The sequence below is a fragment of the Xanthomarina sp. F1114 genome (assembly GCF_026410255.1).
Lineage (GTDB): Bacteria > Bacteroidota > Bacteroidia > Flavobacteriales > Flavobacteriaceae > Xanthomarina.
The window spans coordinates 242,553-256,639 of sequence record NZ_JAPMLL010000001.1; the positions used below are offsets into that span (position 1 = coordinate 242,553).

Below are 14,087 nucleotides of genomic sequence, written 5' to 3' on the forward strand. Positions count from 1 at the left end.
CCTCAAAATGAGATTTCTATTTTGTAGAAATGCTATTTCTCAACTGTAATCCACTGGCCTTTAGTTCTAACTAAATAATCATTATCGTACATGGCTTCTGCTTGAATTCCCGGTAAATAATAGGTTCCTAAAAAGGACGCATTCAGCATCATATTAAATGTTTTGCTTCCTTGTTTTCCTTTTTCTAATAAATCAAAATAAAAATTCACTTCGTTATCTCGGATATCCGTATATCTGGCTTGGCTGGTTGTTGCTTCACCAAAATCTGTAAAACGTGTGTTGACAATCTCCCAACCTGATGGGAATAATTGGGTTAATGCTACATTGTTTATATTTTCACTTTTAAGATTACTAATATTGATAGTTGCTACAAAATCTTGACCTTGCTTTAAGGTTGAGATATTTATTTTATTGCCATTTAAATCTTTATAAATCACTGAAGCACTTAAACCACGCTGCTCTACAAGTTCTTGTCCCAATGGTAATTTTCCAGAATTAAGAACACGTACATATACTAAGTTAGCGTTTTTATTGCTAAAAGTCAATTGATTGCTGCCTTCATTTATTGGTAAATCACGTTGAGCGATAGCGTTTTTTGAATTGATTTTTTCCGATTTCCCATTTATAGTATATTCTAAATTCAATTCTTTTCCACCATTAGCTTCTACCATTTTTGCCATGGCCAATAAACTATATGCCGTGGTTTGCGTACTCATCCATCGATTACCTGATAAGTTTTTTGCCAGATATTCTGCTATTTCGCGTTGTTTTGGGTTTTTAGTAAGCACCATAGTTTCTAATGCCATAGCGCGATTTCTATCTACCGATCCATAGGTGTAATAATTATATTCTGGCGATTGAAAATTAATATTTGCTGTTTTAGAGATGGCTGTACTTGCTTCATTCTGCCCGGCTAAAGCATAGGCAGCAGCTAAACGCCATTTGGCCTCGTTGGATATTTCTCTAAACTCACGTAGACGATTCATAGCGGCTAAATCTGGACTTTCGGCTAAGGCCAACGTATAAAGTCGGTAAGCTTGTGCTAAATCTGAATTATATGTTCTATAACTTGGACGCCAATCTCTGGCAGCTTGTTTTTGATATGCCAACCAGTTACTTTTAAAAGTTAAAGGCAAGACATAACCTTTCTTTTCTGCCTCTAACATAAAGTGTCCTGTGTAACTTGTAGACCAATCGTTTGTAGTGTTTTCACCTAACCAATAACTCATTCCTCCATTAGGTAATTGAAATTGTGCCAAACGCTTAATACCGCTTTCAATATGTTTCTGAATCTCTTGTTTTTTATCGGCAGTTAAATCGAAAATACCTCCTAAATATAACTGTGGAAACAAACCGGAAGTCGTCTGTTCTAAACACCCATGTGGATAACGAATTAAGAACTGTAAACGTCTTGTAAAATCCATTGGAGGTAAAGTTGAGAATTCCACGGTTGCCGAATTCGTTCCAACTTCTCCAAAAGTTGAAAAAGTAAGTGATTCTTCAGCATTAGCTGTAACCGCCTTATCAAGAGATTTTGTTGAAATTGGGTTTGGATTTACCACATCTATCTCCACTTTATATGAAGATTTCTCACCGTTTCCAGTAGCAATAACTTCTATGGTATTAAAGCCTTTTGCCTGACTTATATCTAGTTGAAAATAACTCATTTGTTCATCAGGTTTAGCAAAACTTAAGGATTTTGTTTTTTCGCCAACTACTGAAATTCCTTTGCTTAATTTTAAACTGATTTCTACATTCTTTACTTTGTTTTCCATAGCAAAAACAGTCACTGGTAAAGTCACTTTTTCACCCGGACTTAATTTTCGTGGTAGCGATGCTAATACCATTAATGGTTTTTTAACCTCAACAGATTTGTCGGTGCTTCCATAAGCTTCATTTTCGGCATTCCCGGCAACTACCATAGTGCGAACTGCACCTATATAATTTGGTAGTTTTAAAGTATGAGATTGGTTTTCGCCAGCGTTCAATTTAAACGGTCCTAAATAAGTAACCACGGGTTTAAAACGATTGGCTTTTTTATTTTTTCCTGCTACTGCATTCGCATCTCCTCCAATGGCGAATACTTGATCTATACTACCGGAATAAGCGCCAATAACATCATCAAAAACATCCCAGGTTTTTACACCTAAAGCTTCACGAGCGTAGAATTCATCCCAAGCATTTGGAGTTTTAAAACGTGTTAAATCTAATAAGCCTTCTTCTACCATAGCAATGGTATAAGTCATAGTTTTATTGTTTTTTTCTGAAACCGTTACTTTAAATTCCTGTTCAGGACGCAAAACATCTGGCATTTTCAATTGTGGCTCAAGAATAGTATTTGGGTCCTCGACCATGATTGGAATAACTCCAAACAAACGAATTGGTAGATCGTTTGCCGTAATAGCATGCGGTTGTAACAGTGAGATATTAACAAACACATTAGGTGCCATTTCAGGTGTAATTAGTATGTTAACAATGGTTTCCCCTTGCTCTGTTTTTACCCATTTGGTTTCTAAAACTTCTGTGCCATTTTCAACACTAACTAAAGCACGTCCTTCATTTCCTGAATGGAATGTAATACTAGCCGTTTCGCCCACATTATAAGTTTCCTTATCGGCTGAAAAAACCAACATTTTTGCAGCTTCTTTATCTGTTGAAGGCGCATTTTGCCACCAATTTTTATAAAAATAAGCCGTTTGCCCTGTAGCATGACCACTTTCTGGATCGATTACTCGAATTAAATAACGTCCACGCTCCTCGTCAGGAATATTTAAACTAAAACTGCCTTTTCCCTGAGCATTTGTATTTACTTTGGTATCAAAATATGGTCTGTGATAATTACTAGATACATAGCTTGATAAATTATCATAAGACGAATTCCACCACCAACGCCATTCAATTTTATAGATTTTTACTTCTAAGTTTTTACGCTGTACGGGGTTTCCATCTTTATCGACTACAACCACATCGAATGTTTGGTTTTCGTTAGTAAATAAAGAACCGTAATCATTTCCTTCCGGAGCGCGAAGCCCAACAAAAGACTCGTAAGGAGCATAAGGCATGGTAAAGGCATCCATAGAGAAATCGCCTCCATTTTCAAACGCACGTACTAAAAATTGCACATTCAACATACCTGGTGCATTTTTACCAACTTTAAGCTTATTGTCTATTTTTGCAATCCCTTCGCTATTAACAGAACCTTCAAACACATTAATTTCTTCCGTATTAAATTCACGTGTGGGATCGGAAAAAATGTAATTTTTGTAATTTTTAAAACTGGCATCCGAACTGTTAATTTTCGCTTTAATTTCTGCTTTTAAATTTTTTCCTGAAGCTCCATGAAGCCATTTTACATCTAAAGTTCCTTTTAGAGGTTCGCTATTGGTAAGAATTTCATTCTCAAAATCGATTTTAATTTTAAGTCGATTTGGTTTAACTGTTTCAATTTTTAGAGTTTTATGGAATGTAGCTCCTCCAACAGATACTTTAGCATTATAATTTCCTGTTTTATCTTCTGGATTGGTTGGTACAGTATATTTGTAAAAATTATTGAGTTGTTCCGTGGTGATGTTTTTATAAGTCAGTTTTCCATTAGGGTCTGTAATTTCTAGTTTTACGGGATGATCTAAGGGAAGTTTATTCGCTTTGTCGTTCAGCATAAAAGTTAAAAACAAAGTATCTCCAGGGCGCCAAACACCACGTTCGCCATATAAATAACCTTTTAGTCCACGTTGCATTTTATTTCCAGAAACGTCAAATTTACTTAAGGAGAGCGTGTTTCCATCGGTTAACTTCACATAAGTGGTATTGCTGCCCTTTTTAACAATAGCAAATACTGCATGTTTATCGATATCGAAAGTAACTAAACCATCATTATCTGTAAAGAGTGTCGCTATTTCTTGTTGCTGATAGTTATAAAGTGTAATGGAAGCATTGGATTCTGGATGTGTGGTTAGAATATCGGTGACTGCAAAATAATACGAATTATTCTCACCTCGTTTAGCAATAACACCCAGATTGGAAGCCAATAAATTTTGTGATACCACACGGTTTGCATTGTAATAAGCGTTGTGGCAAGGATTGTCACGTTCGCTCCAATTATAGGCATAGTTTTTATAGCTATAAGTAATATTATCCCAATAGGCTTCTTCTCTTAAATCATCGTCTTCAGAATAGGTGCCATCAGTCGAATCGTCTCCGTAAAAGTCCTCTTCATAATAGTAATCATCATATACATCTTCGCTACTAGAAGTTGTATTTGCCGTACAATCATACAAGGAGTAATCTTTATTAAAACTTAGTTCTACGCGATAAATTGCGCCTGGATCGGCCTTAAAATACTTGGAAAGATCGATGCTATAGGCTCTCCATTTTCCCGTGTTTTCAGCTTCTGTTTGAAGTTCTATGGTTTGTTTAACAATACGACGCCCCACTTGTTTAACCGCATGATCGTTATTACTGTTTAATGAATTGTCTTGTAAAAACTGAAGAATATTATCTTGAAAAATTTTAATAACTCTTACATCTACTGCTTTTAAATTTACAGCTTCGAAATTAAATTTAAGTTCTTTTGAATTTGGCAGAATAGAGCCATTACTAATTAATCTAACCTGAGGTTTTAGGATTTCGAAAGTGATTTTTTCTGAAAATGGCTTTTTCAATTTAAATCCATCACTATTGGATATTCCTTGAAAAACATCTACCTGAATATCGCCAACTAACTTAGATTCCGGATAAACTTTTAAAATATTCCCATCCACAATAAATTTTGGATTTTTTACTTTTTCTATAGTCACCAAACCATCAAAATTCTGTTGTTTTTTAAGAGGGTCGGAAAAATTTAATGTGACATATTGCTCTGGAGATTGAATGACTTCCACTTTTGTAATGGTAAAATTATTTATACCAGGAATTAGTACGGTGTTTTCTCCCACGTTATCGGCGTTTATAGCTTTTCCCTGCCATTTTACAAGGATTTCCGAATCTTCAACTTCTCTGTGAATGCTATCAATTTTAAAGTCGAATCTTTTTGCTTTCTCATTATGTTCATTAAAAACAATAATTAATTTTTTGCCATTCTGCGAAGCTTCAACAAGTTGTTTGGCCTGGTTTAAAGAAATAACATCCGATGTGCGCAAAACTGCCTCCACATATTGCCATTCTTTACTATAAGATTGCAAATTATTAGTAACAATGGTAAAATTAGGTGTAATAGTTTTAAACTGAAACGTATAAATTTCTAATTCTTTAGGAAGGTTTTTGTAAATTTTATCCAGCTTAAGAGTCACAGTATATTCTGTAGCAGGATCCAGAGTTTCATCTGGTTTAAAAAGTAATGTATGTTTATTAATAACCATTAATTTTCCTGAAACATGAGGAGAAATAGTAACTGTATTATCGGTTAACTCTTGTCCAGCTTCCCATGTTTCAACTTCTTGAGCCAATTTAATTTGAATAGGCTCTGCAATAGAAACTAAACCGGAAGTGGTATAACTAATGTAATCACGGAATTTAAAAATATTGTCGGTTTCTATTTCCTTCTTTTTACAAGAAGCAATAAAAGACATGATTACAAGAAGTGTAATAATTTTTTTTAAGGACATAAAATAATATTTATTTACAAGCTATATTTGGAGGATAAAAGCATGATACAATTTCACAATAAGGTAGAGCAAATTAATGGGACTTTTGCAGGTTTCCAATTTAAAATTTCTTACAATTAATCTTCGTAGTCTTTATATATGCCTATGCTAAGTTCTCCCTTATCGTTCATAGCAGCTCGATACATGCCAGCTGTATTAAATTCCATGACCATATTCCCATTTTTATCAACGGCAATAATCCCGCCATCACCCCCAAGATCTGGAATTTTTTCTTGAATAACTACACGAGCAGCTTCTTGAAGCGAAAGTCCTTTATATTCCATTAATGCAGAAATATCGTGAGCTACCATACCGCGAATAAAAAATTCTCCCCAGCCTGTACTAGAAACAGCGCAGGTATTATTATTGGCATAAGTTCCTGCTCCAATTATTGGAGCATCACCTATTCTTCCCCAACGTTTGTTGGTCATACCTCCGGTAGAGGTTCCTGCAGCTAAATTTCCGCTTTTGTCTAAAGCAACACAACCAACCGTTCCAAATTTAGAGTCTTTAATAGAGGCATCATAAAAAGCTGTTTTATTATCTCCCTCTTCTATTTCATCACAATTTTTTACGCGTATTAGAGAGTTCATTCTACTTTCCGTATAGAAATAAGTAGAATCTACAATTTCTAAACCTTGTTCTTGGGCAAATACATCTGCTCCATCTCCCGCTAGCATAACATGTGGAGAATGTTCCATAACAGTTCTTGCCAAACTTATCGGGTTTTTTACTGTTTTTGTTCCAGCAGAAGCTCCTGCATTTAAGGTTTTTCCATCCATAATAGAAGCATCTAATTCGTTTGTACCAGCATTTGTAAAAACGGCTCCTTTTCCTGCATTAAACAAAGGAGAGTTTTCCATTATATGAATAGTTTGTTCTACGGCATCTAAACTACTTCCTCCATTTTTTAAAATCTCATATCCAACCCGAATGGCTTCTTCCAATTTTAACTTATAAGCTGCTTCGTCATCTTTAGTCATATTTTCTTTTAAAATAGTACCAGCACCGCCATGAATAACAATGGCAAATTCGTTAGTTTGAACTTGGACTGGTCCAGCCTTTCTGGATTCTGAAAAAGCCTTTAGCTCTTCTTCATTTTTACAACTAAAAACAATTAAACATAAACACAACAAATACAAAAAGTTTTTCATAATAATTCAAGTTAAAATAGAAGTCTTAAAGTTACATTATTTAGAAAAGCCATGTCAAGCTAAAACAACATTTTATTCCTATCTTTGTGATATTAATTAATAATCAGTAAAAAAATTAAGCAAATATGGAAGCAATTGCTACCGATTACGGAATTGAAAAAGCTCTAAAACAACTTGGAGTAAAAGATATAAATGAAGGGACTTCTACAGGCTCTAATAACTTTGCCAATGGCGAGGTTATTGAAAGCTATTCTCCTGTAGACGCGCAATTAATTGGTAAAGTAAAATCGACCACAAAAGAAGATTACGAAAAAGTTATAACAACAGCATCTGCTGCTTTTTTAACTTGGAGAAATATGCCAGCACCTCAACGTGGTGAAATAGTTCGTCAATTTGGAAATAAGCTACGTGAATTAAAAGAACCTTTAGGAAAGTTGGTTTCTTACGAAATGGGAAAATCTCTCCAGGAAGGTTATGGAGAAGTTCAAGAAATGATTGATATCTGCGATTTTGCAGTTGGTTTATCAAGACAATTAAACGGACAAACAATCCCATCTGAACGACCAGGTCACGTTATGCGTGAGCAATGGCATTCTTTAGGTGTAGTTGGAATTATTTCGGCTTTTAACTTTCCAGTAGCTGTTTGGGCATGGAATACGGCTTTAGCTTGGGTTTGTGGAGATGTATGTATCTGGAAAGCTTCAGAAAAAACACCTTTATGCGCAGTAGCTTGTCAGAATATAATTGCTGGAATTTTAAAAGAAAATAACTTACCAGAAGGTATTTCAAATATTATTACAGGAGATTATACAGTGGGTGAAATGATGACTACCGACACGAGAGTTCCATTAATTTCTGCTACAGGTTCCACAAGAATGGGAAGAATTGTTGGTGTAACAGTTGCAGAACGTTTTGGAAAATCTTTATTAGAATTAGGTGGTAACAATGCCATTATTATTACTCCTACAGCCGATTTAAAAGTGGTTGTGCCAGGTGCTGTATTTGGTGCTGTTGGAACTGCCGGACAACGTTGTACTTCAACTCGACGATTAATTATTCACGAATCTGTTTACGATAAAGTAAGAGATGCTATTGTTGGTGCATACGGACAGTTAACTATTGGAAACCCATTAGACGAGAAAAACCATATTGGACCATTAATTGACAAAGACTCTGTAAACACCTATTTAGCTGCTATTGAAAAAGCAAAAGCCGAAGGTGGAAATGTATTAGTTGAAGGAGGCGTTTTAGAAGGTGAAGGATACGAAAGCGGATGCTACGTAAAACCTGCTATTATTGAAGCTGAAAATCATTACGAAATTGTACAGCACGAAACTTTTGCTCCTGTTTTATACTTAATGAAATATTCTGGAGAAGTAGAAAATGCTATTGAACAACAAAATGGTGTTGCTCAAGGATTATCTTCTGCTATTATGACAAATGAGATGAAAGAAGCTGAAAAGTTCTTATCGTTTGCTGGTTCAGATTGTGGAATTGCCAATGTAAATATTGGAACTTCAGGTGCTGAAATTGGCGGTGCTTTTGGTGGTGAAAAAGAAACAGGTGGAGGCCGTGAGTCTGGATCTGATGCTTGGAAAGTATATATGAGACGTCAAACAAATACAGTAAACTATTCGGATGAGCTACCATTAGCTCAAGGAATTAAGTTCGATTTATAATATTATAATAATTAGTGTTAATTTTAAAAGACCGTTTTCTCTTTCGAAAACGGTCTTTTTGCATTCTATTAATTAACAAAGCCTTTGCATTTATAGTTAAGGCTTTTAGCTATTTTTGAAGTTTATCTTTTTAATCAAGTTTTGTATTAAATCCATCTATATAGAGTTCTCATGAAAAAAATTATTATCTCTTGTTTATGCGCAACTGTTATTTTTAGTTGCGATACAAATACTAAAAAACCAGAAACGTCATTGAAATATCCTAAAACTAAAACCGTAGATACTGTAGACTCTTATTTTGGAACAGAAGTTAAAGATCCCTACAGATGGCTAGAAGACGACAGAAGTCCAGAAACTGCTGCATGGGTTAAAGAAGAAAATAAGATAACTCAAGACTATTTGAAAACAATCCCTTATAGAGACAGTTTAAAAGAACGCTTAAAGACACTTTGGAATTTTGAAAAAATTAGTGCTCCTTCAACCGAAGGCGACTATAATTACTATTTTAAAAACGATGGGCTTCAAAATCAATCTGTTGTTTATAGAAAGAAAAAAGACGATACAAAAGAAGAAGTTTTTCTGGATCCAAATACCTTTAGTAAAGATGGAACCACGTCTTTAGGAGGCTTATTTTTCTCAAAAAACAGCAAAATGCTTGCTTATGCTGTTTCTGAAGGAGGTAGCGATTGGAGAAAAGTAATTCTTATCGATACCGAAACTAAAGATATCCTAGAAGACACTTTGGTAGATATTAAATTTAGTGGTGTTTCTTGGTATAAAAACGAAGGCTTCTACTATTCTAGTTACGACAAACCAGAAGGGAGTGAACTCTCTGCAAAAACAGATCAGCATAAAGTTTTTTATCATAAATTAGGAACTCCACAAAAAGAGGATCTTCTTATTTATGGCGGAACAGACGAAGAAAAACACAGGTATATTACTGGAAGTGTTAGTGAAGATAATCGATTTTTATTTATAAATCCTAAGGTATCTACTTCTGGAAATAAATTATATGTAAAAGATTTAAGCAAGGCAAATGCTCCTTTTGTTGAGATTTTAGGACATACAGATAGCGACACAGGAGTAATCACTAATAAAGGAGAGATAATTTACTTATTAACCAATCTAAACGCACCAAATAAACGCGTGGTAAAAGTTTCGGCTTCGAATCCTTCCCCAGAAAATTGGGTAGATGTTATTCCAGAAACCGAACATGTTTTATCGGCTTCAAAAGCAGGTAAATACTTATTTGCTGTTTATATGGTAGATGCTGTATCAAAAGTATTCCAATACAATTACGAAGGCACTCTGGTACGTGAAGTAGAACTTCCTGGACTTGGTTCTGCTGGAGGCTTTTCAGCTAAAAAAGATGAAACAGAATTATATTACTCTTTCACCAATTATATTACCCCTGGAAATATTTATAATTATCAAATAGAAACAGGAGAGTCAAAACTGTATAGTAAACCAGAAATTGATTTTAACCCGAATAATTTTGAAAGCAATCAGGTATTCTTCACTTCCAAAGATGGTACAAAAGTACCTATGATTATTACCCATAAAAAAGGTCTAGAACTAAACGGAAACAACCCAACCATTCTTTACGGTTATGGTGGGTTTAATATTAGTTTAACCCCTTCATTTAGCATTGCAAATGTAGTTTGGATGGAACAAGGTGGCATCTATGCTGTCCCTAATTTACGTGGAGGTGGAGAATATGGAAAAGAGTGGCACGATGCTGGTACAAAAATGCAAAAGCAAAATGTATTCGACGATTTTATCTCAGCTGCCCAATACTTAATTGATAATAAATATACCTCTTCAAAATATTTAGCTATTAAAGGTGGATCTAACGGTGGACTTTTAGTTGGAGCAACCATGACACAACGTCCAGATCTATTTCAAGTGGCTTTACCAGCCGTTGGCGTTTTAGACATGTTACGTTACCATACGTTTACTGCAGGAGCTGGTTGGGCCTACGACTATGGAACTGCCGAAGACAATAAAGACATGTTTACTTATTTAAAAAACTATTCGCCGTTACATAATATTAAAGAAGGTGTGGAATATCCTGCAACTTTAATTACTACTGGCGATCATGATGACAGAGTGGTTCCAGCCCATAGTTTTAAATTTGCTGCCGAATTACAGAGTAAACAAACAGGAACCAATCCAACCTTAATTCGTATTGAAACAGATGCAGGTCATGGCGCCGGCACTCCAGTGAGTAAAATTATTGAATTAAACTCTGATATTTTCGGATTTACACTTTATAATATGGGTTTTAAAACCTTACCAAATAAATTATAAACACTTAAAAAGCCTGGTAATTTAAAGTCGTTTGAAATTTCAAACGACTTTTTTTATGTTATTTTTGCAACATGTTAATAGTAGAAAACCTTTCTTTTAAATACCTAAAAAAACCCGTTCTTCAAGACATAAATTTTGAATTAAAGGCAGGAGAACATTTATCTATTATTGGAGAAAGTGGCTCTGGAAAAAGTACTTTATTAAAATTACTTTATGGGGAGTTGGATGTGGATCAAGGTGCTATCTTCTGGAAAGACACTCAAATTCTTGGTCCAAAACACAATTTAGTTGTGGGTTACGATTTTATGAAATACGTAGCTCAAGAATTCGACTTAATGCCTTTTATTACTGTAGCAGAAAATATTGGAAAACATCTGTCTAATTTCTATCCCGAAGAAAAACAGGCTCGTATTAAAGAATTATTAAAGGTGGTTGAACTCACAAGTTTTGCTAACACCAAAGTAAAACTTTTAAGTGGCGGACAAAAACAACGAGTAGCTTTAGCCAGAGCTTTAGCTAACCAACCAGAAATCCTTTTATTTGACGAGCCATTTAGTCATATTGATAATTTTAGCAAACGAAGCTTAAGGCGAAGTATCTTTAATTACTTAAAAGAAAAAAACATAGCCTGTGTAGTTGCTTCTCATGACAAGGAGGATGTTTTGCCATTTTCTGATAGAATGATTGTATTAAATAAGCACAAAATAGTAGCAAACAACAGTCCTGAGTTTTTATATAAAAACCCTGAAACACCTTTAATTGCATCATTTTTTGGAGAGTTTAATGTGATTGATGGCGAGATTGTTTATGCCCATCAAATTAAAATTGTAGAAAAATCTGATTTAAAGGCAACTGTAAAAAGTAGCTATTTTAAAGGTTCTTATTATTTGATTGAGGTTGATTTAAACGGAAGTCATCTTTTTATAAAACATAAAGAATTACTAGACAATAACAAAGAAGTTTGTTTGTCTATAAAATAGACATAAGTGTAAATTTCTGTTCTCGAAAACTAACTAAATCACCTTGTTGTTTCCCCATTAATAATTTTCCCATAGGAGTTATTGGCGAAATACCATAAAATATTTGATCCTCTACACGTAGCTCTCCAGCACTAATAGCTATAAAATACTTTGTTGAAGAAGTAATAACTACAGAACCCAAGCAAACTGTTTTATTAGTTTTAGACACATCCATTTTTGACAAGGTTTCTTGTAGTTTCTGAATTTCAGCTAATTGATTTCCAGCTTTTTCACGTTCTAATTGCAACATAGCTCTTCCTGTTTCGTGCTTATCTCCTGCACTACTTTTGGTTTCGGAAGTTAGAGACTCTTCAATTTCTTGAATAGTTTTTTGGATATTAAGAAGTCGGATATTGCAAAACTGTTCACATTGATGATACAGTTTTTGCTTTAGTTCTAATTTATTTTTCATCCGGTTTTTTGTATTCTAGAGTTCCAAAATAGCCCATTTGTCTTACTATCCATAGCTTTCTACTTTCTATATAATTTGATGCCGGGTTGGCCTTAAACCTCAACGGATTTGGTAAAATGGCAGCAATAGAAGCTGCTTCATATTGAGATAATTTTGACGCTGGTTTGTTGTACCAATAGCTAGCTGCAGCTTCGGCTCCATAAATGCCGTTTCCCATTTCAATACTATTTAAATAGACTTCTATAATACGTTCTTTACTCCAAATATTTTCTATTAAAAAAGTTAAATACACTTCCAGACCTTTTCTAAACCAACTTCGTTCTGGCCACAAAAACACGTTTTTTGCTGTTTGTTGACTGATGGTACTGGCTCCTTTTATTCGTTTTCCTTTTTTATTATTTTCGTACGCTTTTTCTATGGCATCCATATCAAAACCGTTATGATTTAAAAAATTTTGATCTTCGCTACATATAACTGCTAATTGCAGGTTTTTAGAAATCTTATCTATAGAAACCCAATCGTGTTCCCAGGTTAATGGTCTCTCGTTTTGATAATTTTCAACCTCTCTAATAAGCATTAAAGGTGTTACTGGCACTGGAACCCATTTATATAAAAACACCAAGCCTATGGACAGGATAATTATCCAAACTAAAAGTTTAAAAATAAACCTGAAGAGTCTTTTTAGCATCTTATTCTATTAAATCAACTATTTCTCTACCAATTAGACTTCCAATGGCAACTCCCATACCTCCCAATCTCACCCCACAATACACATGGTTAGATAGTTGCTTAACAATAGGTTTTTTACTTGCTCCAACCCCCATAATACCAGACCAATTATAGTCTATTTCGAATACCGTATCAGGTAAAATAACTGTTTTTAAAAGTTCTTTTAATTTATTTTGAATGAGTTCAGTTTGGTCAAATTCGGTAGTTTCTTCTCCTTTAAAATCTAGATTTCTTCCACCTCCAAACAGGATTCTATCTTCTATATTTCTAAAATAATAATAGCCCCTATCTAAATGGAATGTGCCTTTAATATGAAGGTTTTTTATGGGTTTTGTAATTAAAACTTGTGCTCTTGCCGGTTTTACTTCTTCAGAAATATGTTGTGAAGCAAAACCATTGGTTGTAAAAATGAGATTTTTTGTTTCAAATTCTAAGCGATTAGTTTTTACCTGTACGCCATTAGATTGATCCACATAACTTTCGACCAAAATATTATTCAAGATTTTAACACCTTTAGATTGGGCTTTTTGAAGCAAGGCTTCCATCATTTTTCCTGTGTCTATTTGTCCTTCAAATTTATTAAACACATAGGTTTCTTGAATGTTTTTAAAGTTGAATTTATTCTCTTTTAATTGAAAAGTATCCTCTTTAAAAATAGGTTTCAGCAATTTATTTATGCTACCTCGTTTTGATAAACAGATATCGAAAAGCTCTGTATCTTCTTTTGTAAATAACTCATAACCTCCTAATTGCTGGTAATAGATAGCTTGATCTGATAGGGTTTGCCTTAAAAGCAGTAAGCCATTTAAGCGTTTTTTAATGAGATTAATAACCACTTCTTCAGAATGCGTTTTTAAGTCATCTAAAATTTCACTTAAACTTCCAAAACAGGCAAAACCAGCATTTTTAGTACTTGCGCCTTGAGGTAACATGCCTTTTTCTAAGACCAGAACATTTGCTTTTGGAAAACGTTGTTTTAATTGTAAAGCACAATTTAGACCTACAATACCGCTACCAACAATGGTATAATCGATGTTTGTGAGCCAAGATTTTATTTCCCAATAAGATAAATTCATAAAACGAAAATACTCTAATTATTTTAACTTTTGACATATAAAAAAACTCCGAAATTGCTTTCGGAG

8 protein-coding genes are annotated in these 14,087 nt (G+C 34.2%); 3 read left to right on the forward strand and 5 right to left on the reverse strand.

Features of this window, described 5'->3' with window-relative positions; all coding sequences use genetic code 11:
* Nucleotides 1-32: 32 nt before the first annotated feature.
* Together OS188_RS01030 and OS188_RS01035 are read right to left on the reverse strand one after the other, a co-directional pair.
* The gene (locus tag OS188_RS01030; protein ID WP_267146947.1) at nucleotides 33-5,603 is read right to left on the reverse strand and encodes an alpha-2-macroglobulin family protein; all 5,571 of its coding nucleotides are present in this window, start codon (nucleotides 5,601-5,603) and stop codon (nucleotides 33-35) included.
* 116 nt (nucleotides 5,604-5,719) lie between these two features.
* A complete protein-coding gene (locus tag OS188_RS01035) occupies nucleotides 5,720-6,796 on the reverse strand; it encodes an isoaspartyl peptidase/L-asparaginase family protein (protein ID WP_267146948.1) in 1,077 nt (358 codons plus the stop codon).
* 125 nt (nucleotides 6,797-6,921) lie between these two features.
* Here OS188_RS01035 and amaB point away from each other — a divergent pair, with 125 nt between their 5' ends.
* The 3 genes from amaB to OS188_RS01050 all read left to right on the forward strand — a co-directional run bounded on the left by amaB (nucleotide 6,922) and on the right by OS188_RS01050 (nucleotide 11,765).
* Nucleotides 6,922-8,475 carry an L-piperidine-6-carboxylate dehydrogenase gene (amaB, locus tag OS188_RS01040; RefSeq protein ID WP_267146949.1) on the forward strand — a complete coding sequence of 518 codons (1,554 nt, stop codon included), beginning with the start codon at nucleotides 6,922-6,924 and terminating at the stop codon, nucleotides 8,473-8,475.
* 171 nt (nucleotides 8,476-8,646) lie between these two features.
* Nucleotides 8,647-10,785 carry a prolyl oligopeptidase family serine peptidase gene (locus OS188_RS01045; RefSeq protein ID WP_267146950.1) on the forward strand — a complete coding sequence of 713 codons (2,139 nt, stop codon included), beginning with the start codon at nucleotides 8,647-8,649 and terminating at the stop codon, nucleotides 10,783-10,785.
* Between the two features lie 71 nt (nucleotides 10,786-10,856).
* Nucleotides 10,857-11,765 carry an ABC transporter ATP-binding protein gene (locus tag OS188_RS01050; RefSeq protein WP_267146951.1) on the forward strand — a complete coding sequence of 303 codons (909 nt, stop codon included), beginning with the start codon at nucleotides 10,857-10,859 and terminating at the stop codon, nucleotides 11,763-11,765.
* Here the strand turns inward: OS188_RS01050 and OS188_RS01055 are convergent.
* The 3 genes from OS188_RS01055 to OS188_RS01065 are packed head-to-tail and all read right to left on the reverse strand — an operon-like array spanning nucleotide 11,755 to nucleotide 14,021.
* Nucleotides 11,755-12,216: a 3-oxoacyl-ACP synthase gene (locus tag OS188_RS01055; protein WP_267146952.1), complete on the reverse strand. Its 462-nt coding sequence runs from the start codon at nucleotides 12,214-12,216 to the stop codon at nucleotides 11,755-11,757. The genes OS188_RS01050 and OS188_RS01055 overlap by 11 nt on opposite strands.
* Nucleotides 12,206-12,904, reverse strand: a complete 699-nt coding sequence (mtgA, locus tag OS188_RS01060; RefSeq protein WP_267146953.1) for a monofunctional biosynthetic peptidoglycan transglycosylase — start codon at nucleotides 12,902-12,904, stop codon at nucleotides 12,206-12,208. The genes OS188_RS01055 and mtgA overlap by 11 nt, the downstream gene beginning before the upstream one ends.
* Before the next feature lies 1 nt (nucleotide 12,905).
* Nucleotides 12,906-14,021, reverse strand: a complete 1,116-nt coding sequence (locus OS188_RS01065; protein WP_267146954.1) for an NAD(P)/FAD-dependent oxidoreductase — start codon at nucleotides 14,019-14,021, stop codon at nucleotides 12,906-12,908.
* Between the last annotated feature and the right edge of the window lie 66 nt (nucleotides 14,022-14,087).